19 protein-coding genes and 1 pseudogene are annotated in these 24304 nt (G+C 65.2%); 13 read left to right on the plus strand and 7 right to left on the minus strand.

Translation table 11 applies throughout. The features are described 5' to 3' along the window. Window positions 1–131 precede the first annotated feature (131 nt). On the plus strand, window positions 132–1112 hold the full coding sequence (locus tag AC07NK_RS09355; RefSeq protein ID WP_495170291.1) for an alpha/beta hydrolase family protein: 981 nt from the start codon (window positions 132–134) through the stop codon (window positions 1110–1112). Here the strand turns inward: AC07NK_RS09355 and AC07NK_RS09360 are convergent. Further along, window positions 1051–1818 carry a helix-turn-helix domain-containing protein gene (locus tag AC07NK_RS09360; protein WP_495170292.1) on the minus strand — a complete coding sequence of 256 codons (768 nt, stop codon included), beginning with the start codon at window positions 1816–1818 and terminating at the stop codon, window positions 1051–1053. The genes AC07NK_RS09355 and AC07NK_RS09360 overlap by 62 nt on opposite strands. Window positions 1819–2080: 262 nt before the next feature. Between AC07NK_RS09360 and AC07NK_RS09365 the strand changes: the two genes are divergently transcribed. From AC07NK_RS09365 to AC07NK_RS09390, 6 genes are all read left to right on the plus strand, one after another. Further along, window positions 2081–2476, plus strand: a complete 396-nt coding sequence (locus AC07NK_RS09365; protein WP_495170293.1) for a hypothetical protein — start codon at window positions 2081–2083, stop codon at window positions 2474–2476. Window positions 2477–2592: 116 nt separating this feature from the next. After that, a complete protein-coding gene (locus tag AC07NK_RS09370) occupies window positions 2593–3798 on the plus strand; it encodes a PepSY-associated TM helix domain-containing protein (RefSeq protein WP_495170294.1) in 1206 nt (401 codons plus the stop codon). Beyond that, a complete protein-coding gene (locus AC07NK_RS09375) occupies window positions 3795–5939 on the plus strand; it encodes a TonB-dependent receptor (RefSeq protein WP_495170295.1) in 2145 nt (714 codons plus the stop codon). Before AC07NK_RS09370 ends, AC07NK_RS09375 begins: the two co-directional genes overlap by 4 nt. An 11-nt stretch (window positions 5940–5950) precedes the next feature. Then, on the plus strand, window positions 5951–6415 hold the full coding sequence (locus tag AC07NK_RS09380) for a copper chaperone PCu(A)C (protein ID WP_495170296.1): 465 nt from the start codon (window positions 5951–5953) through the stop codon (window positions 6413–6415). Further along, entirely contained in the window at window positions 6412–7026 is a 615-nt protein-coding gene (locus AC07NK_RS09385) for an SCO family protein (RefSeq protein ID WP_495170297.1), read from the plus strand. The genes AC07NK_RS09380 and AC07NK_RS09385 overlap by 4 nt, the downstream gene beginning before the upstream one ends. A 230-nt stretch (window positions 7027–7256) precedes the next feature. Further along, window positions 7257–7913: a sigma-70 family RNA polymerase sigma factor gene (locus AC07NK_RS09390; protein WP_495170298.1), complete on the plus strand. Its 657-nt coding sequence runs from the start codon at window positions 7257–7259 to the stop codon at window positions 7911–7913. Here AC07NK_RS09390 and AC07NK_RS09395 read toward each other — a convergent pair. Further along, window positions 7910–8116, minus strand: a complete 207-nt coding sequence (locus AC07NK_RS09395; protein WP_495170299.1) for a hypothetical protein — start codon at window positions 8114–8116, stop codon at window positions 7910–7912. The genes AC07NK_RS09390 and AC07NK_RS09395 overlap by 4 nt on opposite strands. Before the next feature lie 117 nt (window positions 8117–8233). Between AC07NK_RS09395 and AC07NK_RS09400 the strand changes: the two genes are divergently transcribed. The 4 genes and pseudogenes from AC07NK_RS09400 to AC07NK_RS09415 form a co-directional block, all read left to right on the plus strand. Further along, window positions 8234–11029, plus strand: coding sequence for a PAS domain-containing hybrid sensor histidine kinase/response regulator family protein (locus tag AC07NK_RS09400; protein WP_495170300.1), 2796 nt, complete (start codon window positions 8234–8236; stop codon window positions 11027–11029). 65 nt (window positions 11030–11094) lie between these two features. Further along, on the plus strand, window positions 11095–12333 hold the full coding sequence (locus tag AC07NK_RS09405) for a putative DNA modification/repair radical SAM protein (protein ID WP_495170301.1): 1239 nt from the start codon (window positions 11095–11097) through the stop codon (window positions 12331–12333). Next, window positions 12326–13723, plus strand: a complete 1398-nt coding sequence (locus tag AC07NK_RS09410; protein WP_495170302.1) for a UdgX family uracil-DNA binding protein — start codon at window positions 12326–12328, stop codon at window positions 13721–13723. Before AC07NK_RS09405 ends, AC07NK_RS09410 begins: the two co-directional genes overlap by 8 nt. 24 nt (window positions 13724–13747) lie before the next feature. Next, window positions 13748–14017, plus strand: a pseudogene (locus AC07NK_RS09415) (SDR family oxidoreductase); the annotation flags it as partial. 167 nt (window positions 14018–14184) lie between these two features. Here AC07NK_RS09415 and AC07NK_RS09420 read toward each other — a convergent pair. Together AC07NK_RS09420 and AC07NK_RS09425 are read right to left on the minus strand one after the other, a co-directional pair. Beyond that, complete coding sequence (locus AC07NK_RS09420; RefSeq protein WP_495170303.1) at window positions 14185–16662, minus strand: TonB-dependent receptor; 2478 nt, start codon at window positions 16660–16662, stop codon at window positions 14185–14187. A gap of 141 nt (window positions 16663–16803) precedes the next feature. Then, entirely contained in the window at window positions 16804–18384 is a 1581-nt protein-coding gene (locus AC07NK_RS09425; protein WP_495170304.1) for a sulfotransferase family protein, read from the minus strand. 92 nt (window positions 18385–18476) lie between these two features. Here AC07NK_RS09425 and AC07NK_RS09430 point away from each other — a divergent pair, with 92 nt between their 5' ends. Next, window positions 18477–19769 (plus strand): amino acid permease, encoded by a 1293-nt coding sequence (locus tag AC07NK_RS09430; protein ID WP_495170305.1) that lies wholly within the window; start codon window positions 18477–18479, stop codon window positions 19767–19769. Here the strand turns inward: AC07NK_RS09430 and AC07NK_RS09435 are convergent. Beyond that, on the minus strand, window positions 19766–21373 hold the full coding sequence (locus AC07NK_RS09435) for a phytoene desaturase family protein (protein WP_495170306.1): 1608 nt from the start codon (window positions 21371–21373) through the stop codon (window positions 19766–19768). The genes AC07NK_RS09430 and AC07NK_RS09435 overlap by 4 nt on opposite strands. A gap of 13 nt (window positions 21374–21386) precedes the next feature. Beyond that, the gene (locus AC07NK_RS09440; protein WP_495170307.1) at window positions 21387–22568 is read right to left on the minus strand and encodes an aromatic ring-hydroxylating oxygenase subunit alpha; all 1182 of its coding nucleotides are present in this window, start codon (window positions 22566–22568) and stop codon (window positions 21387–21389) included. Window positions 22569–22618: 50 nt separating this feature from the next. Here AC07NK_RS09440 and AC07NK_RS09445 point away from each other — a divergent pair, with 50 nt between their 5' ends. Further along, window positions 22619–23215 (plus strand): TetR family transcriptional regulator C-terminal domain-containing protein, encoded by a 597-nt coding sequence (locus AC07NK_RS09445; protein ID WP_495170308.1) that lies wholly within the window; start codon window positions 22619–22621, stop codon window positions 23213–23215. A gap of 48 nt (window positions 23216–23263) precedes the next feature. On the opposite strand, the gene AC07NK_RS09450 is transcribed toward AC07NK_RS09445, so the two are convergent. Continuing rightward, complete coding sequence (locus AC07NK_RS09450) at window positions 23264–24295, minus strand: CapA family protein (RefSeq protein ID WP_495170309.1); 1032 nt, start codon at window positions 24293–24295, stop codon at window positions 23264–23266. Between the last annotated feature and the right edge of the window lie 9 nt (window positions 24296–24304).

Genomic DNA, 24304 nt, shown 5'->3' on the forward strand with positions numbered 1-24304 from the left:
GAACGTCCGTAATAGGGGGATGCTGCCGAAGCGCTCACTCCCAATTTAGGTTGGCTCTAGTACCTTGAAAGATTGTTCGAACCTTCGAATCGTCCAAGCCATCGCGCGACCGACTCGTCAAACATGGCGTCATGCAGACGACATTTAAGTTCGCGCGGCTTGTAGCTGCCCTGATCCTCTCGCTCCTGATTGGGCTGGCCGCGTCGCCAGCGATGGCGGAACCGGCTAAACGTCTCGCCGGGGTGATCTCGCGCGACGTGGCGATCCCTGCAGGTGACATCACCCTGGCCGCGACTCTGCACCTGCCGCCCGGCGCGTCGAAGAACATGCCCGCAATCGTCATCGTTCATGGCTCCGGCCCAACGACGCGCGACATGACGGGCTTCTGGACCAACACCGTATTGCAGGCCGGCGGCGTCGCTGTGCTGGTCTACGACAAGCGCGGGACGGGGAAGTCGACCGGGAGCTGTCCCAATTGGGACCTGCCCACGACCGCGAAAATGTTCTCCGATTTCGCCAGCGATGCCGAGCACGCCGTACGCTGGTTGGCCGCGCAGCCCGGGATCGACCGGACGAAGCTTGGCATGATCGGGGGTAGCCAAGCGGGTTGGATCATGCCGATCGCCGCCTCGCGCGAGCCGCTGATCCGTTACCTGTTCATCGGCGAGGGCGTGCCGCTGGCGGCAGGGGTCGAGGATGTCCATTCGGGCTATCTGAATTCAGTGGCCAAATATGGCGAGATCCGCCCGACGCTGTCGCAGGTCGCCGGCGCCGACATCCTGGCGGAGGACTATATCGGCGAGCGCGGATTCGATCCCGCCGATATCCTCGGCAAGCTGGAGATTCCGACGATGTGGACCTTCGGCCTATATGACGAGGCGATCCCGACGCGGCTTTCGATCGACCGCATCGGCCAGTTGCAAAAGGCGGGGCGCCGCAACTTCGACATCCACATCTTTCCGTTCGGCGACCATAATTTCTACGATGTGTTCAGCGGGAAGCGGTATCCGCTGGCATCGGTGATCCGCGAGTGGCTGGACCGGAACGGCATTACGCGGCCAACGCATTTGCCGCCGCCACCGCACTCGGCGGACGGCCGATCACCGCGTTGAAGCAGCGCGCCATGTGGCTCTGGTCGCAAAAACCCGTTGCCGCCGCGACATCCGCCAACGAAGTCGCTCCTCCGTGAATCAACAGCATGGCCTGCTCGACACGCTGCCGCCGGGCGGTCGCCTGAAGGCTTTCACCCACGGCGTGCAGATATGCCCGCGCCAGCCACGCGGGGTGCAGGTCGAGCCGGCGGGCGAGATCGACAGTGCGGACAGGTCCGGCGGCCAGGGTGCGCTTGATCGTTTCCAGCCATCCAGGCTGCGATGTCGGCTGGGCGGCATGCGCCACCGACAGGAAGCGTGCGATCGGCAGGGCCGGGTCATGCGCCGGATACCTTAGTTCTCGCAGCAGCACTTGCGCCGCCCGTGCGGCAACCCCGCCGACCCAGATTTGGCTGGCGCCCCGCAGATCGAACGAAACCTGCCCGCGTAACAGCAATGGATCGAAGAGGATCGACAGCGTCTCGAGGCCGAGGCCCCCGATCAGGTTCGCATGCGGCGCGTGGGGCGGATGATAGGCGACCGCCGGCCCGTCTATCGGTGCCTCCCCTTGCATCACCTGCTCGATATAGCCACCGCATCGATATAGCGTCAGACAGGCAAGGTCGTGCCCATGCGCATCGATCCGCTGGCCGGACGGATGCTCGACGCGAATGATGCGCAGTCCCGGGATCGTGCGCAGGTTGGTTTGTCGACCATGGAACGCCATCGTTCCCCTGCCTGAATCCACGCGCCCATGCATCCTTGTCTGCTATATCAGAAGGGCCGAAGTCGCCATAGCAGCCGCCAACTATCGCCTCTATCAATGGCCGCTCTACGGACCCAATGGTGCGCTGAAGGACTGCGCTTCGGGTGAAAGCACTCAAGCAGGGCAGGGCGGGGCAAGCCCCGAACACGGACAGTGGCCTGGGACAAAATGTCCACCCGCGGACGGCATGACAAGCGCCTCGACCCGGACTAGGGAACGCTCCATGATCGGGGGTATCCGGGAGTCGCGCAACGCACGCCGCATCCTTGTGATGCTGTTCGCGCTCGTGCTGGCGATTCGCGTCGCGATCCCGACCGGCTTCATGCCTACTGTCGCACCCAACGGGATCGTCATCACGGTCTGTACCGGCATGGGCCAGGCCAAGGCGTTTCTTCCGATCGAGAAGGAAGGTGACCGGGACCGGCACAGCACCGCCGAAAGTCCCTGCACCTTCGCCGCAGGCCTGGGCGGCGGCTTTATCCCAGGCAGTCATGCCGCTCCGCAACCGGTGGTCCTGCCCGCGGCCATCGTCCCCGCATCGCGGGCCATCGCCGACCTCGCGGTACACCGCCTCGCGGCGCCGCCGCCGCCCGCCATCGGACCGCCGGCGCGCGCATAACTGCCGCGCGGCAGAGCGCCTGACATCGTTCGCCGCCTGATCGCACGGGGCGCATCGCGCCCGGTGCGGACGCGTCGTGCCGCGTGCGGCCGACGTCTGGCAAACGAGGTTCCGATATGTTGGTTGCCACGGGCGGGCATGCCGCCCTGACGCCTGCGCCGCGCCGGTTTCAACCGGCCCGGCTGCCGATCCTGATCCGCCGCGTTCACCTGTGGCTGGGGCTGAGCATCGGCCTGTTGTTCGTGCTGCTCGGCCTGACCGGCTCGGCGCTGGTCTTCTATGTCGAGATCGACGCAGCGCTGAACCGCGCCGCGATCGGTGAAGCTCGCGGTCCTGCGCCCGACTGGTCGTCCCCGGTCTGGGATCGCGCGCTGGCGACCGCTCGGGAGCGCTGGTCCGGCGGCGACTGGTCGTTCGAGGCTACCGGCGAAGGCGGCGCGATTCCGGCCCGCCACTATCCCCCATCGCTGCATCATGGCCACCACGCCGAGCGCGAGATGGTCTGGTTCTCCGCCGACGGAAGCGAGGTCGTCCGCGCCGAACCCTGGGGCAGCTACGCTATGAGCTGGCTCTACGAACTCCACATGCACCTGCTCGCCGGGGAAACCGGACGGCAGGTCGTCGGCTGGTCGGGTGTCGCGATGCTCGTTCTGCTGGTCACTGGCATCGCTGCCTGGTGGCCGCGCGGAAGCTTGCGCAAGGCTCTGGTGTTCAAGCGCCACGCGGTGCCGATCCGTCGCCTGCGCGATCTTCACAAGCATTTCGGGCTGTGGAGCTCGGCGCTGCTGCTGGTGCTCGTCGCGACCGGCATCCTGCTCGCGCTGCCCGACGTGAAGACGCAAGTTATCGGGACGGTGATCGCAAAGCCGGATACGGTCCCCGACCTGCGCTCGACCGCCGACGACGGCCCCCGGATCCCAATCTCCGTCGCGCTCGCGGCGGCGCATCGCGCGATGCCAGATGCCCGGCTCGCCTTCATCGACATGCCCGGTGCGGCGGACAAGCCGTTCCGGATGCGCGTGCAGGTGCCGGGTGACCCGCATCGCCGCTTCCCGGGCAGCTTCGTCTTCATCGACCAGCATTCGGGCCGGGTGCTCGCGATCCACGACATCCGGCGGGGCAATGCCGGTACGCGCGTCAGCGCGTGGATCCGCACGCTGCACGACGGCTCGGTCGGCGGCATCGTGGCACGCATCCTCGTTGCCCTGCTCGGTCTCGTCCCTGCCATCCTGTTCGCGACCGGCCTTCTCCACTGGCTGCGCCGTCGCCGCGCGCAGCGCCTCCACCCACGTTCCAGCCCATCATCAGGGAGCCATTTGTGAAGACCTCAATCATCGCCATCGCCGCGACCCTCGCGGCGACACCCGCCCTTGCGCAGGATGAAGCCGCGCGCGTCGACCCCGGCACGGTCGTCGTCACCGGCCAGCGCCAGCTCGAAAGCGAACCCGACATTGCCGGCCGCCTCGGCCTCACCAATCGCGAGACACCCGCGATCGTCGATGTCGTGACGCAGGCCGATTTCCGCAATCAGGGCGTTCGCACCGCGATCGAGGCGATGAACGCCGCGCCCGGCGTCGCATCGGGCAATTTGCCCGGATCGATCGGTTCGGTCTCGATGCGCGGGTTCCACCGCGCCGCCAACTATCTCTACGACGGTGTCCGCATGGCCAATTCGGACGTCGGCATCCGCAACTGGGACAGCTGGATGTTCGAGCGGATCGAGGTGATCAAGGGACCTGCCTCGGTCACCTCGGGCGAAGGCGCGCTGGCCGGCGCGATCAACTTCGTGCCCCGGCGCCCGAAGCTCGGCGACCTCGGCGGCGAGGTGCTGGCGAGCTATGGCAGCTTCGACACCGCGCGCCTCGCCGGCGACATCAACGTGCCGCTGGGATCGACGGTGGCGGTGCGCGGCGACATCGCCTGGTCGCGTTCGTCGGGCTGGGTCGACGATACCGACAGCCGCACCTTCGCGGCGTCGGCATCGCTACTGTTCCGGCCGAGCGACCGCTTTTCCCTGACCGTGTCGGCCGACTATTTCGAGGACCGGTATTCGAGCGCCTATTACGGAACCCCGCTGGTCTCGCGGGCAGTGGCACGCGACCCGTCCGACGCTGTTTCGGGCAGCGCCGGGCTGGTGCTCGACAAGGCAATGCGGCGGGTCAATTTCGACGTTCTCGACGGCGATGTCGGATCGGACACGCTGTGGTTGCGCGCGCGCGGAGAGTATGTGCTGTCGGATCAGCTGAAGCTGGTGAGCGACACCAGCTGGTACACGTCGGACCGTATCTGGCGCGACGCCGACGAATACACGTTCAACCCGGCGACCGGGCGGATCGACCGCAACACCTCGCTCATTACCCATGACCATCAATATTGGAGCCAGCGCCTGCACCTTGCCTTCGACGGCAAGGTTGCGGGCCTGCGCAACCGCTTTACCGCAGGGATCGAGTTCGGCGGGACCGACTTCTTTACGCAACGCCGTTTCGGGACGGCACCGTCCGTCGAGCCGTTCAACCCGGTGCGCGGCCGCTTCCCGCAGGACACGCCGGTCAATTTCGGCACGCGACAGGACATTACCGCGGAGGTTCAATCCTATGCGCTGTTCGCCGAGGACGCGCTCAACCTGACCCCGGAATGGCTGGTCGTCGGCGGCATCCGCTACGACCATGTGAAGCTCGACCGCCGCGTCGTGAATGCGACCAGCGGCGCAGTGCAGCGCTATGGCCAGACCTATGATCCCGTGTCGTGGCGGGTCGGCACCGTCTACAGCCTGACGCCGAAGACCCAGATCTTCGCGCAATACAGTTACGCGGTCACCCCGGTCAGCGGACTGCTGTTCCTGAGCGCGGCCAATGCGGGGTTCAAACTGACCACCGGCTACGCCTATGAGGCTGGGGTCAAGACTTCGCTGACCGGAACCGGGGTCGAGCTGACCGCATCGGTATTCCATATCCGCCAGGATGACATCCTGACGCGCGATCCGGCGAACCCGGCGGTCACCATCCAGGGTGGCAATCTGCGTTCGCGCGGCGTCGAGGTCGCGCTCAACCTGCCCGCGACCGACGAGTTGAACATCGCGGCCAGCGGCACGCTGCTCGACGCAGAATATGGCGCGCTGATCGAGGCGGGCGGCGCGAACCGGTCAGGCAACCGGCCGCCCAATGTGCCGGAACGGCTCGCCGACCTCGTCGTTACCTATGCCCCCAAGGCACTGCCGGTGACCCTCACCGGATCGGTCCGGCACAATGGTGGCTTCTTCACCTCGAACGCAAACAGCTTGAAGGTCCACGCCTTCACGACGATCGATGCGTCGGTCGCGTGGCAGTCAAAGCTCGGCACGCTCACGTTGCGCGGCCGCAATCTGACCGACGCATTCTATGCCGACTGGTCCGGCTACGCCGCCGGTCTGGTCTTTGTCGGCGCGCCGCGCAGCGTCGAACTCTCATTCACCCGCAGCTTCTGAAAGGATCCGAGATGAAACCCATTTCTCGCATGGCGGCAGGCGTTATCGCGCTTGCCATCGCAACGCCGATCACCGCGCAAACCGTAAAACGCGGCGACCTCTCGATCACCGACGTCTGGTCCCGGCAAACCGCGCCGGGGCAGGCGAATGGCGGCGGCTTCATGACGATCGGCAACCGCGCGAAGCGACCGGATCGGTTGATCGGCGGCAGTTCCCCGGTGGCGGAGAAGGTGGAGATCCACACCATGTCGATGGATGGCGGGATCATGCGGATGAGGCCGCTGCCCAACGGATTGGCGGTCCCCGCCGGGGGAAAGCTGGAGCTGAAGCCCGGCGGCTATCACATCATGCTGATCGGGCTGAGGGCCCCGCTCCGGCTCGGCACGCGGGTGCCGCTGACGCTTCGTTTTCAGCATGGCGGAAGCGTGACCGTCCAGCTCAAGGTCGAGCAGATCGGCCATGGAGCGGGCGCATGAGCGGCGCACGATCGGGCCTGGCGCGGCTGCGCATCTGGCTATGGGCCGTCGCCGGGGTCGCGGTGGTGGCGACCGGCATCCTCTACCTGCTGCCACGGGAAAGGCCCGCGCCGACCCCGGCCGAAAGCTATGCCAGCGCTTTTGGTGGCAGCTTCGACATGGTCGATCAGAACGGAAAGGCCGTGACTGACCAGACGTTGCGCGGCAAGCCCTATGCGATCTTCTTCGGCTTTACCCGTTGTCCCGATGTCTGCCCGACCACGCTCAGCCGCATGGCGGCGCTCCGCAAACAACTGGGCGCCGACGGCGACAAGTTCGAGATCGTGTTCGTCTCGGTCGATCGCGAACACGACAAGGCGAAGGACATCGGCGAATATGTGAAGCTGTTCAACACGCCGATCATCGGACTGACCGGATCGGACGCGCAGATCGCGCGGATCGTGAAGGCGTTCCACGTTTATTATGCCAAGGTCCCGATCGAGGGCGGCGATTATACGATCGACCACACCGCGTCGATCTTCCTGATGGACCGCGACGGGAAATTCGTCGCAACCATCGATCACAAGGAAGGCCAGCAGGTTGCGCTCGAGAAACTCAAGCGTGTGCTGTGATCCGAAACCAGATCGATCCTGGCGGTCGCTTCAGGGCGCTGCGGTCGCCCGGCACTGAGCGCCATTGGAGCGCTCGGCTGCCGGCAACCGGGCCGAGAATTCTTCCAGACCCCCGACTCCTCCGGTCTTCAGGCATGCCGCATTTCGCTTTCATGAGATCTCATGCAGGGTCGGGAACCGTTACATCACTGGAATGTTGTGCTTTTATCTCCACTAGGCGGGAATATACCATGGGTAGCAAGCCATCATCGGATGTCTGTTCAACGCTGATCACCGACCGTGACTTCAAGCAAATGCTCGCGGACGTGATTCCCCAACTGCGTGCGTTCGCGCGAGGCCTGTGCGGTGAACGCGAGCTCGCCGATGATCTGGTGCAGGAGACGATGCTCAAGGCATGGAGTGCCCGGGCCGCGTTCGAAGCGGGCACCAACTTCCGGGCTTGGACCTTCACAATCCTGCGCAACCATTATTTCTCGCTCCAGCGTCGCAAGCGCTTCGTCGGGGAATGGAACGACCTGGTCGCCGAGCGTGTGCTCTGCGCGCCTGCGAGTCAGGATCGGGTCGTTGAGCTTCGCGACATGTTGCGTGCTCTTCAGCAATTGCCTCCAGACCAACGTGAAGCGTTGATCCTCGTCGGCGCCGGGGGCATCTCCTATGAGGAGACGGCGAAGATCACCGGCGTCGCGACCGGCACGGTCAAGAGCCGGGTCTCAAGAGGCCGGGCCGCGCTTGAGATGCTGGTGGAAGACGGACAGCTTACACAGACCCGCGGTGAATTCCACGAGACCGACGACCCGGTCACCAGTATCTTCGCCTATATCGAGGCCGCAAGGAGGCGTTGCGGCGCGCTGTCCGAGGACCGAGGCCTCAACGCTATGGCAGCCTAGCGCCCGGGCAGCAGATCGAGCGCGATCTGTAATGCGTTCCTGTAGCGCCGCATTGATGCAGAAGCATGGGTGCTGCGAACGCGGTGGAGCGCGCGGCGGCTGTCCTGCTCGACCTCTTCTTGCGGCTCGACGCGGCGAATGCGGTTAGCGACGGTCACTTCGACTTCCCATTGGCCCAACTGCAACTGGGCGAACCTGCTCAACCCGCCATTTTCTAGCCCCAATGGTGCTGGTCCTACTCAATCAGACCGCGAGGTGTTTGAACGCATCCATTTGAATATGCGGGCGTTAGGCAAGAACCAGGAGGAGATACGCTGCGCATGAGCGAGGGGTTAGCTGGCATTTTTCCCGGCACGAGCGAGATGGCGCGCATCATGCGCGAGCATAGTTGGGAAGAGACACCGCTTGGGGATCCGGACCAGTGGCCCGATGCGCTCAAGATTCCGTTGCGGATGCTGCTGACCACCCGGTTCGAGATGTGGCTGGGCTGGGGACCGGACCTGCGCTTCTTCTATAACGACGCCTATATTCCGACCCTTGGTATCAAGCATCCCGCGATGCTCGGCCGGCCGTTCCAGGAGGTGTGGTCGGAAGTCTATGAAGAGGTGGCCGATCAGGTTCAACGCGTTCGCGCGGGTGAGGCAACCTGGAACAAGGCGCTACGCCTTCTGCTCGAGCGCAGCGGCTTTCCTGAAGAGACCTATCACAGCTTTTCCTACAGCCCGCTTCATAACGCCGATAACAGTGTCGGAGGACTGCTGTGCATAGTCAGCGAGGAGACTGCGCGGGTCATCGGCGAACGGCGCGTGGAGACGATGCGGCAGCTTGGACTCGCGCTGGCAGGCGCAATCGACCATGCGATGGTGCGTGGCGCGGTCCATGCGGCGTTCGCGACCAATCGCTACGATTTTCCATTCATCGCGTTGCGCCTCGCGGAGGATGCTGGCGACGACACCGCAATGTTCGAGCGGGTGGGGCCAAGCCTGCCGGATCGGTTGGGCGAGGCTGGAGAAATTGTCGCGCTCCTGCCTGATATGGAATGGCCGTCGGGCGAATGGGACCGGCCGCCGGCAAAGGCGATTGCGATCGCGATCCCCGGGGTGGGGGTGGGCGTCGAGGCGGGCGCGCTAATCCTGGCGCTAAACCCCTATCGCGCTGACGATGCGGATATTCTCGATGTCGCGCGTCTGATCGCGGCGCAGATCGGCGGTGCGCTAGCCAGCGTCGCCGCGCTTGAGGCGGAGCGCCGTCGCGGCGACCGGATGTGGAGCGTGTCGCGCGACCTGATGGTCGCGGTCGATGCCGACGGGATGTTCCGTTCGGTCAGCCCATCCTGGACACGGATTTTGGGGCATCCGGTGGACGCCGTCGTCGGACGCCCGTTCAGCGACTTCATGCACCCCGACGACATTGCGCCGAGCAACGATGCGCTCGCAAACGCGTTGAGCGCGCGTGAACTCACCAATTACGAGAACCGCTTCCGGGCGATCGACAGCAGCTACCATCGCATCGAATGGCATACGACCCTCGAAGACGGACTGGTCTATGCGTATGGGCGCGATGTGACCGAGCGCCGTCTGGTCGAAGACAAGCTGAGCGACAGCGAGGAACAGTTCCGTCACCTCGTTCAGGGCGTCACCGACTATGCGATCTATATGGTGGATCTCGAGGGCCGCGTCTCGAGCTGGAACGAGGGCGCGCGCCGGATCAAGGGATATGAACCCGGTGAGATCATCGGCCAGCATTTCTCGCGCTTCTATACGGAAGAGGAACGCGAGGCCGGCGAACCTCTCCGCGCGCTGGAGACGGCCCGCCGCGAGGGGCGGTTCATCGCCGAGGGCTGGCGGGTGCGCAAGGACGGCGAGCGCTTTCGCGCGAGCGTGGTGATCGATGCGATCCGCGACGATGATGGCCGGCCGATCGGTTTCGCCAAGATCACGCGTGACATCACAGAGCGCGAGCAGACCCAGCGCGAACTCGAAGCGGCGCGCGAGGCCTTGTTCCAGTCGCAGAAGATGGACGCGATCGGGCAACTGACCGGCGGCGTTGCCCACGACTTCAACAACCTGCTCATGGCGGTGCTGAGCAGCCTCGATCTGCTGGGCCGGCGCCTGCCTGACGATCCTCTAGCCGAGCGCCTGCTCAACAACGCAGTGGAGGGCGCCCAACGCGGCGCGGCACTGACCCAGCGCATGCTCGCCTTCGCGCGGCGTCAGGATCTCAAGGTGGATCGCATTGACCTCTCGCAGCTGCTCGCGGGTATGAACGACTTGGTCCAGCGTTCGATCGGTCCGGAATGGCCGATCTCGACCAGCTTTCCACTCAAGCTCCCACCGGTGCGTGCCGATGCGAACCAGCTCGAGATGGCGCTGCTCAATCTCATCGTGAATGCGCGCGACGCGATGGTTTCGGGCGGCCCGATCCTGATTTCCGCTGCCCGCGAAACCGTGACCGAGGGCGGTGCCCCAAAGCTCCCGGCGGGCAGCTATGTGAAGCTGGTGGTGAAGGACAACGGCACAGGGATGGACGCTGAAACGCTGCGGCGCGCCACCGAGCCGTTCTTCACGACCAAGGGTGTCGGCAAGGGTACCGGGCTGGGCCTGCCGATGGTGCATGGGATGGCGCAGCAGATCGGTGGAACGTTCGAGCTACTGAGCGAGGTAGGCGAGGGCACCCGGGCGGTGTTGTGGCTGCCGGTGGCGGAGGATGCGCCGGTGGCAGCCGCGGATCCCGTCGCGGAAACGCCCCCCCGGCGCATGGACCGTCTTAGTATCCTCGCCGTGGACGACGACGCGCTGGTACTCATCAACACCGCCGCTTTGCTCGAAGATCTCGGGCATGAGGTGATCGAGGCGGATTCGGCGGTTGAAGCGCTCAGGGCGTTCCGCGAGCGCGACGATATCGACCTGGTCGTCACCGATCAGGCGATGCCCAACATGACCGGGGTCGATCTGATCGCAGCGATCGACGATATCCGGCCCGGCATGCCGGTGATCATCGCCAGTGGCTATGGTGAAGGCGTCGAAACGCCCGGCCGCGATACGGTTCGCTTGAGCAAGCCATTCAATCAGGTCCGTCTCGCTGAAGCTATCGCACAGGCTATGGATCCAGACTGAACGGGGAAGGGGGCTGGCCAACATATTGTCTTGATACAGGAAAATATGGAACATATAATGAACATATGTCCCAGCTCGATGTCCGGCAGAAGCTCGCGATCCTGGCCGACGCGGCAAAGTATGACGCCTCCTGTGCCTCCTCGGGAACGAAGAAGCGCGATAGCGCGGATGGCAAAGGCATCGGATCGACCGAGGGCATGGGCATCTGTCATGCCTATGCGCCCGACGGGCGGTGCATCAGCCTGCTCAAGGTCCTGCTGACCAACAGCTGCATCTTCGACTGCCACTACTGCATCAATCGCAAGAGCTCGAACGTCCGCCGCGCCCGATTCACGGCCGACGAGGTTGTCCGGCTGACGCTCGCCTTCTACCGGCGCAACTATATCGAGGGGCTATTCCTCTCCTCGGGGATCATCCGCACCTCTGACTATACGATGGAACAGATCGTCGAGGTGGCACGTGCTCTGCGCGATGATCACGACTTTCGTGGCTATATCCACCTCAAGACCATTCCCGACGCCGACCCGGATCTCGTTCGTCGCGCGGGTCTGTATGCCGATCGAATCTCGATCAATGTCGAGCTGCCGACCACCGCGGGACTGGAGCGGCTGGCGCCAGAGAAGAGCGCCCGGCGGATCGAGGGTGCGATGGGCGTAATGAACACAGCGATCCTCGACGGTGCCGACGCGAAGGCGCGCTACAAGTCCGCGCCCGATTTCGCGCCGGCGGGGCAGTCGACGCAGATGATCGTGGGCGCGGACGCGGCCACCGATGCGGCGATCGTGTCCCGCGCCGCGTCGCTCTACGACCGGTTTCGCCTCCGCCGTGTGTATTATTCGGCGTTTTCTCCGATCCCGGATGCGAGCGCTGTGCTGCCGCTGATCCGGCCACCGCTGATGCGTGAGCACCGGTTGTACCAGGCTGACTGGATGATGCGCTTTTACGGCTATTCCAGTCGCGAGCTCGCGGATTCGGCGGACGCCGGCGGCAACCTTCCGCTCGATATCGATCCCAAGCTCGCCTGGGCGCTCAAGCATCGCGACTTCTTTCCCCTCGACGCCAATCAGGCGCCGCGTGAGGCGTTGCTGCGCATTCCGGGACTCGGCGTGCGCGCTGTGGACGGCGTCATCGCGGCGCGGCGCCATCGCCGGCTGCGGCTCGATGATATCGCTCGGCTGACCGTCTCGATCGCACGGCTTCGCCCCTTCCTGATTACCGCCGACTGGCGGCCCACGACGCTGGCCGATGCGCTGCTCGCGTCGCGCCAGCCCAAGCCGAGGCAACTGGAGCTGTTTAGTGCGTGAGCTCCGCACGATTCAACTTGCCGAACAGGACGATTTCGATGGCTGGCGAAGCGCTGCGCGGGCGCTGGTCCTGGAAGGCATTGCACCAGAGGACTTGCTTTGGCAGGTCGAAGGTGAGGGCGATCTGTTCGGCGCGCAGCCCGCGCCGATCATTGTTGCAGAGAATGTCTTCTCCGTTCCGCGGTCCTTCGTCGATCTCGCGCAGACTGCGATCTGTCACCGCGATCCGGAACGTTTCTCGCTGCTGTTCGCCTTGCTCTGCCGCGTGCGTGATAAACCTGGGGCGATGGAGGATGGCGCCGATCCGCTGCGGCGCAAACTAGCCCGGATGGCGAGCGCGGTCCGACGCGACATGCACAAGATGCGTGCCTTCCTGCGCTTCCGCGAGGTGAATAGCGGCGAGGAAGAGCGCTATGTCGCCTGGTTCGAACCCGACCATCATATTGTGCGCGCCAATGCGGGCTTCTTCGTGCGCCGCTTCGCCAGCATGCGCTGGTCGATCCTGACGCCTGACCTGTCGCTCCATTGGGATGGGGAGGCGCTGACGGAAGGGCCTGGTGCGAGCAGGGCCGAGACGCCGGATGGCGATCCGGTGGAGGCGGTCTGGAAGACCTATTACGCATCGATCTTCAACCCGGCGCGCGTGAAGGTCGGCGCGATGCTGAAGGAGATGCCGAAGAAATACTGGAGAAACATGCCCGAGACCGCGTTGGTGCCGAGCCTGATCGCGGGCGCGCAGAGGCGGGAGAGGGAGATGGTCGCGACCGCCGCCGCCGGGATGACCGGCGTCAATGCAACGAAAAGTTGGGACTCGTTGCGCGTCGAGGCGATGCGTTGCACCCGCTGCGATCTATACAAATGCGCGACCCGAACCGTCTTCGGCGAGGGGCCGTTGGGAGCCGATATCGTCTTCGTCGGCGAGCAGCCGGGCGATCAGGAGGATCTCGCGGGCAGGCCCTTTGTCGGTCCCGCTGGCCAGCTCTTCGACCGCGCGCTGGCCGATGCCGGGATCGATCGCGAGCGCGCCTATGTCACCAACGCGGTCAAGCATTTCAAATTCGAACGACGCGGCAAGCGGCGCATTCACGACAAACCCAATGTAGGCGAAATCTCGGCCTGCCGTTGGTGGCTCGAACGCGAGCTGGCGCTGATCCGCCCGCGGATCACGGTCGCGCTCGGTGCCACGGCGGCGCGTTCGCTGTTCGGCAAGGCGGTGACGGTTTCGGCATTGCGCGGCAAAGCGCAACCTCTCTCCGTCGACGGAGAAGCCTGGGTCACCGTCCATCCCAGCTATCTGCTGCGCGTCCGGGAGGACAAAGACGAGGAATATGCACGCTTCGTCGAAGACCTTCGCCGGATCGGGAGGCATGCCGCGACCCAGAGGCGCTAGGTTATTCGATCATCTGAGGGAACGATCTCGACCACCCGATCACTGTCGGAAAATCTGATCGAGAAGGGTGTCCGTGTGAACGCGGTCGTGCCCGGGCCGATCTGGACCCCGCTCAATCCGTGCGGCGGCGCCAGCCCCGAGAAGCTCGAGAATTTCGGCGAGAGCACCCCGATGGGCCGCCCGGGCCAGCCGAATGAGGTCGCACCGAGCTTCCTGTTCCTTGCCTGCGAGGATTCGAGCTATATGTCGGGGCAAGTGCTGCATCCCAATGGCGGAACGATCGTCAATGGCTGAGCGGATCGGCGGCTCAGTCCGATAGGGATTGGGATACCTCATTCGCCACGACGGAAACCAAAGATCCCAGCCGGGATCGGGCTGGCGGGTGAATCGGTCACCTGATGCCCGAAAGCGGGCGCTCGTCAGAACCCCTTGCCAGGAAGGTATGGAAGGCGACGTGTCGCCTAAAATCGCGCTCCCAGCCTTATGCCGATCGTCTGCGGGGTGATCGGCACAATATAGGGACGCTGATCGCAGGCGCCGCATTGCTGGAAACGTGTGATCTGGCCGCGCTCGTTCCAGATATTCTGAGCGAACAGCTCGAGACTATAATCTGCGAACTCATAGCCGATCGCGAGATTGCCCGTGGCATAGGATTGGAGCCGTCCGAGCGCCGCCGCCTTGGCGACACGGATGTCCGACGCCGCCGAGCTCTGATAGGCGACCAGCCCCTGCACATAACCGCGCCCAGACCCCATCGGCACCGAATAGCGGGCGGTGCCGGTAAGCTTGAAGCGCGGCGTGACCGGCAGGCGCGTTCCCTTTGGCGCCAATACATCGGTGCCGGTGCCGCTGCAGATCTGTGTCGCGCACAGATCCTGCCGTGTCTTGGCATCGGTGAACGAGCCCGACACGGTCAGGTTCAGCCCGCCGAAAGAGGCATTGGCGTCCATCTCCACGCCATAGATGCGCGCGTCGGGACCATTCTGGATGATCGTGAAGCTGTTCGGGCCGAGGAATGAGAATTGGAAGGCGCTCCAGTTCTGCATATAGACCGCGCCGTTGAAGCGCAGGCCATCGACCAGTGTCGTTTTCCAACCCAGCTCGTAATTATAGAGCTTGTCCGCTGAATAGGGCGCGACATCCCCGCGTCGATTGATACCGCCGGGGCGGAAGCCGCTGGAGGCGGCGGCATAGAAGAGCAGTCCGTCCCGCGGCTTCCAGGTCAGGTTGAGGCGATAGGTGACGCCCTGTCCCTCGGTCTTCTTTGGAACGAGTTTGCCGTTGGTGAAGGTCGCAAGGTTTGTGCACGGCCCGCCCGCGATCATTGCCGGCAGCAGCGTATTGGTGGGGCTGCCGTCGAGATAGGCGTCGCGCAGCGTCCGCCCATCCGCGAGGTAGCAGCTGGCGACACCCGTGCGCGAGCTGCCCGCGGCATTGAATGGCGACGCCGTGAAGGGGCGCCCGTCCGCCGGATCGATGCCCGGATTGCGGCCGAAGCCGAAGAAGCCGATCAGTGAGTTGTCGTAGATGTAGCCGCGCGCTCCCGCGGTGAAGGTCAGTTGCGACGTCAGGTCGAAGCTCGCCTCACCGAACATCGCATAATCCTTGTCGACGCGATGCTGCTGAGTCAGCCACAACGTGCCCGGCGAGCCATTGACCGAGACGGCGGACCCCAGTCCGGGAATCTGATAGTCTTGATGGATCAGGTTGGACTGGCGTTGATAGAAGAGGCCTGCGACCACGCGGAAGCGATCCGTTGACGGAGACGCGACGCGCAGTTCCTGGCTGGTCTTCTTGAAGTGATCGCTGCCGATGACGACCTGGCGCGGGTCGATCGTGTTGCCGGCATTGTCCTGATAGTAGAAATAGCCGGCCAGCCCGCCGACCGAGGCATAGAGATTGTCGTAAGCCTCGGAATAATCGGTGTAGTCGTTCGAGGCATAGGTCTTTCGGTCGAGATAGGCGCCCGCATAGGTGACGTCCCAGTTGCCGACCTTGCCCTCGATCGTCAGCGCGCCCTGGATGAAGCGGTCGCGGCGATATTCGGGGTAGAAATGCTGCACCTTGAGATCGCCGACCCGCGGATCGTAGCCATAGACGCCGTGGGCGCGCATCTCCTGGTACAGCACGGTCGGCGTGACGGTCCAATTGTCGTCGAGATCGATCTTCAGCGCGGCGCGCCCGCCCCAGGTATCGGTGTCGTTGTAGTTTTCCTTGACGAACGCGTTGTTGTTGACGGTGATACCGCCCGGGGTAGGCAGGAAGCTGCGGGTGCCTGCAACGTTGTCGATATAGCCGGCATCGCGCTGGTAGAAGCCGACAATGCGCAATGCCATATTGCCGGATAGTGGCGCGTTGATCATCCCCTCGATCTTGCCGCCTTGCCCGCCACTCTTGACGGTGTTCATCTCGGCATCGACCCGGCCTTCGAAACCCGCCGTGTCGGGCTTGTTGGTGATGATGCGGATCGTACCCGCCTGGCTAGACGCGCCGTAGAGCGTGCCTTGCGGTCCGGAGAGACTCTCGATGCGCGCAATGTCGTAGATATGGACGTCCAGCGTACCACCGATCGTCGTCACCGGCTGTTCGTCGAGATAGCTGCCGACCGAGGGGAGCGAACCCGAATGGTTGCCGTCGCCGCCCGATGCGACTCCGCGCATATAGACGGTGGTGGAGCCAGGCTGTGAGGTCTGGAAGGCGACCGAGGGCAGCAGCTGGGTGAATTCGTTGAAGTTCGAGATGTTGAGCTGATCGAGCTTGCGCGTGCCGATCGCCTGGATGCTGATCGGAACCGACTGGATGTTCTCGTCGCGCTTCAGTGCGGTGACGACGATCTCGTCCACATCGGGTGGAAGGTCGGGGGCGGTGCTTTGCGTGCGCTGCTGCGCTTCGGCGGAGACGGGTAAGATCAGGGCTGCCGATGTGAGCAACCCGGACATCACAGCACGACGCATTGAAATGATCATTGCGGCCCCCTGAATATATTTATGTCTCAGAAGACTGTAGTTCGGCGCAATAAACGTCAATCGTCACGAAACGAGGCGTTCACAATCTTCGATGACAGTGATGTTTCTGCAACGTTACTTCGCGCCGGGCATGTCCGGGTAGCGGTCGACCAGATCGCCGAGCGCGGTGGCGAGTGGGGTGAGGTGCGGGGCGAACGGCAGCCAGGCGCGGTCGCCGCCGGTGAAGATCGGCTGGCGCACCTGTTCCGAACTCGCGGTGCGCACCGCGCGTTCGGTCTCGTGAAAGGCGAGGCAGGCTGGCTCGAACGCGACGCCACAGGCGTCGAGCAGCCGACGCACTTCGCGCTCGGTATCCGCCACCAGCGCCTCATGGATCACGCGGTGGACGCGGCCGGGCTGGACGCGATCGAGGTGCGCCATCAGCCGCGCATAGTCGCGATAATAGCGCCCCATATCGTCGAGCGCGTAGCTGAACGCCTGACCTCGCGCGAAATGCTGCTTGAAGTTTGAGAAGCAGCAGGCGCGCGGTTCGCGGCGCGCGTCGATGATGATCGCATTGGGCAGGATCAGGCGGATCAGCACGACATGCGCCCAGTTGTTGGGCAGCTTGTCGATGAAGAAGGGCCGATCGCTGCGGCGCTGGACAGCGGTGCGGCGTAGATACTCCTCGCCCAGCTCGCGCGCTTGCGCCGCGGTCAATCCGGCGAGGCCGTGCGGATAGTCGGGAATGCGCCGCGCAAGCGCGGGCAGGTCGGGAAGCTCGGTCGTGCCCTCGATCGCGCTGTGGCTGGCCAGGATCTGCTCGATCAGGGTTGAGCCCGCACGCGGCATGCCGAGGATGAAGATCGGATCACGCGCGTCGCATCCCCAATCGGCTCGGTCGGCAAAGAAGTCCGGGCTGGCCAGCGCGATGCAGTCGTCGACGAAGCGCCCGGTCTCGTCGGCGTCATAGACGAGCTGGGTGCGGCGCAAGGCGTTGCCCGAGGCATAGTGGCCGAAGGCGCGATCGGCCTCTCCGCGATCCTCGAACGCCTTGCCCAGCGCGAAATCGAGGTGGAAGCGGTCTTCCTCCCCAAGCGCCGGGGCCGCGCGCGCGGCCTCCATCGCGGCGATGTCGGTATCGTCGAACCGCACGGTCTTGAGGTTCGCGAGACTCCACCATGCTTCACCCAGCTCCGGCCGCAGTTCGATCGCGCGGCGATAGGCGGCGATGCCGTCGGCCTGCCGACCCACGGTCTTGAGCATATGGCCGTAGCTCATCCACAGCTTGGGCTGCGCGGGCGCCTCCGCCAGTACGCGCTCGTACAATGTGATCGCTTCCTCGAATGCGCCGAGCCGGCCCAGCGCGGCCGCCTTGAGGTTCGCATGGCCGGGATGATCGGGTTCCGCATCGATCAACGCGTCGAGCTCGGCCAGCGCCTCTTCCGCGCGGTTCTGGCGGTAGAGCACGAGGGCAAGGTTTGCGCGCGCCGCGGTGAAGGCGGGTGCAAGCTCGACCGCCCGGCGCAACAGGGTCTCGGCATCCTTCAATCGCCCGATCCGCCCGGCCAATTCGGCAAGCATGCGGATCGCGCGCGCGTCGAACGGATCGCGCTTCAGATAGGCCTTGAGGCCGCGCTCGGCCTCGGACAGGCGATTGTCGTGCAGCGCCAGCGCCGCGTCCATGAGGTCGGGTGGAAAGCGCGTCACAGCCATCGCGCATGATGATCATGCGGCCGCGCGGCGATCAAGCGCCGTCCGCATTTTTCCCGCTGGACGGATGTCGCCGCGGTGGCGACAAAGAGCGCATGGCCGATGGAGTCCCGTCAACGCCACGTCGCGCGCTCGGCTTCTGGCCGGCGCTGGCGCTGGTCGTGGGCAACATGATCGGATCGGGCATCTATCTGCTGCCCGCGACGCTCGCCCCGCTCGGAACCAACGCACTGATCGGCTGGGGCGCGACGATCGCCGGTGCGATGATGCTGGCCTTCGTCTTCGCCCGGCTCGCGGCGAAGCTGCCCTGCGCGGGCGGCCCCTATGCCTTTGCCGATGCGGCATTCGGCCCGGTGGTCGGCTTCGCGGTCGCCTGGAGCTACTGGATCCTGATCTGGGCAGGCAATGGCGCGTTGGCGATCGCGGTGGTGAGCGCGCTCAGCGTGCCGTTCCCGGGGATTGCGAGCGGGCTGCCGGCATTTGCAACTGCGCTGCTGCTGATCTGGGCGTTGGTCGCGATCAACATTCGCGGCGTGGCGCTGGCGGGTCGTATCCAGCTGGTGACGGCGGTCACGAAGCTCGTCCCGCTGGTCGCAATCGTCCTGCTCGCGCTGTGGCTGCTGCTTGCGGACGGTCGGGCGGCGATCGTCACCAACCCGTCGGTGCCGATCAGCGCGGGCGCGATCTCCGCTGCCGTTGCGCTGACCTTCTGGGGATTCCTCGGCGTTGAATCAGCGACGGTTCCGGCCGATCGGGTCAAGGACGCGGCGCGGATCGTGCCGCTCGTGACGTTGCTGGGTACGGCGCTGACCGGGCTGGTCTATTTACTCGTCGCCGGCGCGATCGGGTTGATGATGCCGGCGGACGTCACCGCCGCTTCCCCCGCTCCGCTCGCCGTCTTCCTTGGCCGCGCCTGGGGGACGGGCGCGCTGGAGATCGCCGCGATCTTCGCCGCGATCAGTGCGCTCGGCGCGCTCAACGGTTTCATCCTGTTGCAGGGTGAAATGCCCTGGGCGATGGCGCGCGGCGGCGTCTTCCCCGCCTGGTTCGGTAAGGAAAGCCGCCAGGGCACTCCGGCGCGCGCCCATCTGGTGTCGGGGGTGCTGGTCACGATCGTGATGGCGCTCAACTATACCGGACGCACCGGCACGCTCTTTGCCGACATCGCGACGATCAGCCTCGCGGCCGGGATGCTCGCCTATTTCGTCAGCGCGCTCGCCGCATTGAAGCTGCTCGCCGGCGACCGCGCGGTAACGCTGGCGGCAATCGTCGCCGCGCTGTTCGTGCTGTGGATGATCTACGGCCTCGGCCTGCGCGCCAATCTCTGGGGCCTCGGCCTGCTCGCACTCGGCCTGCCCGTGTATCTGTGGGTGCGGCGCACGCGCTAGACCGGCAGCATCCGCCGCACGAACGAGCGGTCACGCAGGATCTCGTGCGCGGCATTGTGCCCCGGCGCCCCGGTGACGCCGCCGCCGGGATGCGTGCCCGCACCGCACATATAGAGTCCCTTGATCGGCCCGCGATAGTCGCCATGCCCGAGCATCGGGCGCGACGCCCACAGCTGGTCGAGCGACATATGCCCATGCATGATGTCGCCGCCGATCAGCCCGAACTTGCGCTCCAGATCGAGTGGCGAGTGGATCTGCACGCCAAGGATCGACTTGCGGAAATTGGGCGCGTGCCGCGTGACCGTGTCAATGATGACGTCGGCCGCCTTCTCGCGCTCCGCGTCCCAGCTCCGGCCATCGGGCAGCACCGGCGCGAACTGCTGGCAGAAGAGTGAGGCGATATGCATCCCCGGCGGGGCAAGGCTGTCGTCAACGCTGGTGGGGAGCTTCATCTCCACGATCGGCGCGTCGGACCAGCCCTTCGCCTTCGCGTCGGTGAACGCCTTGTCCATATAGTCGAGCGTCGGCGAGATGATGATGCCGGCGGTGTGGTGCTCGGCCTTTTCCTTGCCCGGCAGCACGGTGAAGTTGGGGAGCTCGCTGAGCGCCACATTCATCCGGAACGTGCCCGATCCGGTCTTGTAGCCGTCCATTCGCCGGGCGAATTCGGCGGGCATGTCGCCGCGGTCGACAAGCTGGCGATAGAGCAAAGCTGGGCCAGCATTTGAGGCGACGATCGTCGCGGCGATCTCCTCGCCGCTTTCCAGCCGCACGCCCGCGACCTTGGCGCCATCGACCAGCACTTGCGCGACCGGCGCCTCGAGGCTGATCTCGACGCCCGCCTCCTCGGCCGCCTCGGCCATATAGCGCGTGATCGCGCCCATGCCGCCGACACTGTGGCCCCACATGCCCTTCTTGCCGTTGATCTCGCCAAAGACGTGGTGGAGCAGGACATAGGCCGATCCCGGCGTATCGGGACTCGCATAATTGCCCACCACCGCATCGAAGCCGAACGCAGCCTGGATATACGGGTTCTCGTACCAGCCGTTGAGGAAGTCGCGCGCCGACTTGACGAACAGGTCCATCACGTCGCGCTGCGCCTCGACGCTCATGCCCGCGAGCCGCTTGCCCTGTATCGCCGCCGCGAGCAGTGCGCGCAGCCCGCCCCCGGCATTGGGCGGAGTCTTGAGCGACAGGTCGCGCAGCACTTCGGCGACGCGCTCCAGCGCTTCCTCGTAGCGCGGGAAGGTCTCGGCGTCTCTTCGCGAGAAGCGCGCGAACTCGGTCTGGGTGCGCGCGGTGCCGCCGCCGAGCTTGAGATAGCCATCGTCATGTGGGAAGAAATTGCTGATCGTCCGCTCGACGATCCGCCAGCCGCGCTCGTGCAGCTTCATGTCGGCGATCACCTTTGGCCGAAGCAGGCTGACGGTATAGCTCGCGGTCGAGTTGCGGAAGCCGGGGTGGAATTCCTCGGTCACCGCTGCGCCGCCGACAACGTCGCGCCGCTCCAGAACGCGGACCTTCAGCCCCGCACGGGCAAGGTAGAAGGCGCAGACAAGGCCATTATGCCCACCGCCGATGACGATCGCGTCGTATCTCTTCATGTTTCCCCCGATCTCAGACGGTGTGTGGGCGGCCCGACCAGCCCGGTGCGGGCGCGCGATGCAGTCGCGCCTCGGGAATGATCGCGCGGATCTTCGCCGCGAAGCTGCGCAGGCACACCTCGCTCGCCCCGATCGGCCCGGCGGTGTAGCTGCTCGACGCCATGCCCTGCTGCACCCGCTCGATCAGCCAGGTGTCCTCGGCATTGACCACGCGGTTGATCCGCCAATTGGCATAGCGGGTCAGCTTCATCTCCCGCCGATCATCCGGAAGCGCGAACGTCATCTCGCGCAGCACGCAGGTGGTCGGCGAGGCTGGCAGCCACTGCATGAAGTCGATCTGGTCGGCATAGATGTCGAACGCCATGTTCGGCCACAATTTGTAATAGAGCCACAGCCGCTGGTTCGGCTCGGGCAGGTGATCGACATGCGGAAGGTGCCGCTGGTAAAAGGCCTCCCACGGATTGGCCGAGACGCGGTCGACCAGATAGCCCGACATCTTGTCGACCCATCCCGCCGCCTCGATTCCATAGGATTTGCCGAACAGCCGGGTCAGCCCGTCATGCGCGACCGGGATGTGGAGGTTGTCCGAGTAGTTATCGCCGACATTCTTCCAGTTGACCGCACGGTCGCGGACACGGAGGTCCCCGATCCGCCGCATCTCCTCGAAGCGATAGGGTGCGATCTCATGGTCGTAAGGCGCCATCATCTCGGCGGGGGAAGGGCCGCCATCATCCTCCAGCCGCACGAACACGAAGCCGCGCCAGGTGGTGAGGTCGACAGGAACAAGCCCGCCCGCTTCCATGTCCAGCGCCGGATAGTCTTGCCGCATCGGCACCCCCGACAGCCGTCCGTCCAATTCATAGGTCCAGGCATGATAGGGGCAGACTAGCTTCTTCGCGCAGCCGGCGCCGCCCTCGACGATCCGCATGGCGCGGTGACGGCAGACATTGTGGAAGGCGCGGATCGTCCCGTCACGCCCGCGCACCGCGACGACATTCTCGCCCAGATAGGAAAGGGTGCGCCAGTCGCCTGGTTCGGCAAGATCACTCTCGTGGCAGACGATCTGCCATGACGGGCGCAGAATGCGCGCGGTCTCGAGCTCGAGAAACTCGGGATCGGTATAGATCCAGCCCGGCAGCGACCAGTCGGCGTCGGGATCAAACCCGGGTTCGGGCAAAGGGGCAGGGGTGGCCATGATCGGCTCCGCAATTTGCTTATTATACGATCGTATAATAAGCTCGCATGATGAGCAAGCCCGGCTTCACCCGCGCCGAACCCGATGCGCGACGCCTGTCACTGATCGAGGCGACCGCACGCGTGCTGGGGCGTGACGGAGCGAGCGGCGCATCGGTGCGGGCGATCGCGTTGGAGGCGGGGGTTTCTCCGGGCTTGGTCGCGCATCATTTCGGTGGGGTCGATGCGTTGATCTCCGCAACCTATGCCCATGTCGGAGAGCGGGTCTCGGTAGCGCATGATTCTGCGGTAGAGGGTGCGGGCAAGGATCCGCGGGCGCGGCTTATGGCCTACGTAGCGGCGAGCTTTGCACCGCCGATTGCCGATCGCGCGCTGCTGGCGACTTGGACGGCGTTCTGGGGGCTGGTGATCGCGCGAGGCGAGATCGCCGCGCTTCATGATGCGCAATATGCGCGCTATCGGGACGGGCTCGAAGCCTTGCTGGCCGCTTGCGGGCTTCCGCCGATCGCACGGCGCCGTGCCGCGATTGCGATCGCCGCACTGGTAGACGGCCTGTGGCTTGAACTTTGCCTGTCGCCCGCGGTGCTTGACGCGGACGAGGCGCGCGCGATCGCAGAAGCGCAGATCGCCGCGTTGTTTGACGGGTGATTCGCGCCGAACGGTCTCAGGATGCGCAGGGACACATCTGGAAGATCGTCATCGTGCCAGGGTCAGGGTTGGTCCAGGCGCTATGCGAGGCCAGCCTGCGCTATACTCGCCGCCGAACTTGCGCGCTTCGAGCTCGACTGGGATGAGGCGGGCGTCGACGAACCGACCGCGCGCGAAGCGGGCATCGACGATCATCGATCGCCAAGTAGCGGGACCGTAGAAATCGTCGGCCTTGCGGGTCTGGAAGATGAAGTTGCCGAGGCCGTGGAACAGCGGGGCGCCGCGATACATTTCCCACCCTTGCATCAGCGGCGTGCCGTGCGCGACGAAGGCCGCAGCGCCGGCATCGACGCATTCGCGCGCGAACGCTTTTTGCCAGGCCGGGGTGTCGGCCTGCACCGGCTCCCAATAGTGATTGTGCAGGCACATCAGCACCGTCGCCCCCGCCGCGCGCGCGCTGCGGATCGCGGAGAGGGTGCGGTCGACATCCTCCCGCTCGAGCGCGCCGGACCGGGCGCGGCGCAATTCGTGCACGCCGGGCCGGGCGGGCGTAGCCGCCGCACCCTCGCGGATCGCCCCCGCCGCTGCCGCAACCAGCGCAAAGGCGCCCGCGGGAGTCTGGCGGAACGCCGGCGCAGCGGCGGCCGCAAGATCGCGTCCGGTACCGGCATGCGCGATACCGCGCCGGTCGAGCTGCTCAATCGCGGCGAGGATGCCGCCCGGCCCCATATCCCAGGCATGGTTGTTGGCAGTCGTCACCAGCGAGACGCCGAGCGATTTCAGGCAATCGAGGACCGCCGGCCTGGCGGCGTGGAAGACTTCGCCGGTGCGGGTCGGTGGTCCCGCGCCCGGTGCGTCGATCGCGGTTTCCAGATCGGTGAAGACGATATCCGCCCGGCGCAGCTGCGCGACGATCCCGGCCATCCCCTCCCAGCCGGGCATGCACAGATCCTGCTGGATCAGCGACTGGCCCAGCAAGGCGACGCGCATCGATCGCGGGTTCGCCGCCGCCGCGGGCAGCGCCGCGCATGCGGCGAGGCCGAACAGCAGGCTGCGACGATCCGTCAGGGGCGTGTCCATCCGCTTCTC

It is taken from the genome of Sphingomonas sp. GW821-FHT09B04 (assembly GCF_059418285.1).

Excerpts from the sequence above, each read along its gene's own strand:
- AC07NK_RS09435 (WP_495170306.1), bottom strand. The coding sequence starts at position 21,373 with ATGAAGAGATACGACGCGATCGTCATCGGCGGTGGGCATAATGGCCTT.
- AC07NK_RS09400 (WP_495170300.1), top strand. The coding sequence starts at position 8,234 with ATGAGCGAGGGGTTAGCTGGCATTTTTCCCGGCACGAGCGAGATGGCG.
- AC07NK_RS09425 (WP_495170304.1), bottom strand. The coding sequence starts at position 18,384 with ATGGCTGTGACGCGCTTTCCACCCGACCTCATGGACGCGGCGCTGGCG.
- AC07NK_RS09405 (WP_495170301.1), top strand. The coding sequence starts at position 11,095 with ATGTCCCAGCTCGATGTCCGGCAGAAGCTCGCGATCCTGGCCGACGCG.
- AC07NK_RS09385 (WP_495170297.1), top strand. The coding sequence starts at position 6,412 with ATGAGCGGCGCACGATCGGGCCTGGCGCGGCTGCGCATCTGGCTATGG.
- AC07NK_RS09450 (WP_495170309.1), bottom strand. The coding sequence starts at position 24,295 with ATGGACACGCCCCTGACGGATCGTCGCAGCCTGCTGTTCGGCCTCGCC.
- AC07NK_RS09445 (WP_495170308.1), top strand. The coding sequence starts at position 22,619 with ATGAGCAAGCCCGGCTTCACCCGCGCCGAACCCGATGCGCGACGCCTG.
- AC07NK_RS09420 (WP_495170303.1), bottom strand. The coding sequence starts at position 16,662 with ATGTCCGGGTTGCTCACATCGGCAGCCCTGATCTTACCCGTCTCCGCC.
- AC07NK_RS09390 (WP_495170298.1), top strand. The coding sequence starts at position 7,257 with ATGGGTAGCAAGCCATCATCGGATGTCTGTTCAACGCTGATCACCGAC.
- AC07NK_RS09365 (WP_495170293.1), top strand. The coding sequence starts at position 2,081 with ATGATCGGGGGTATCCGGGAGTCGCGCAACGCACGCCGCATCCTTGTG.
- AC07NK_RS09430 (WP_495170305.1), top strand. The coding sequence starts at position 18,477 with ATGGCCGATGGAGTCCCGTCAACGCCACGTCGCGCGCTCGGCTTCTGG.
- AC07NK_RS09355 (WP_495170291.1), top strand. The coding sequence starts at position 132 with ATGCAGACGACATTTAAGTTCGCGCGGCTTGTAGCTGCCCTGATCCTC.
- AC07NK_RS09440 (WP_495170307.1), bottom strand. The coding sequence starts at position 22,568 with ATGGCCACCCCTGCCCCTTTGCCCGAACCCGGGTTTGATCCCGACGCC.
- AC07NK_RS09380 (WP_495170296.1), top strand. The coding sequence starts at position 5,951 with ATGAAACCCATTTCTCGCATGGCGGCAGGCGTTATCGCGCTTGCCATC.
- AC07NK_RS09370 (WP_495170294.1), top strand. The coding sequence starts at position 2,593 with ATGTTGGTTGCCACGGGCGGGCATGCCGCCCTGACGCCTGCGCCGCGC.
- AC07NK_RS09360 (WP_495170292.1), bottom strand. The coding sequence starts at position 1,818 with ATGGCGTTCCATGGTCGACAAACCAACCTGCGCACGATCCCGGGACTG.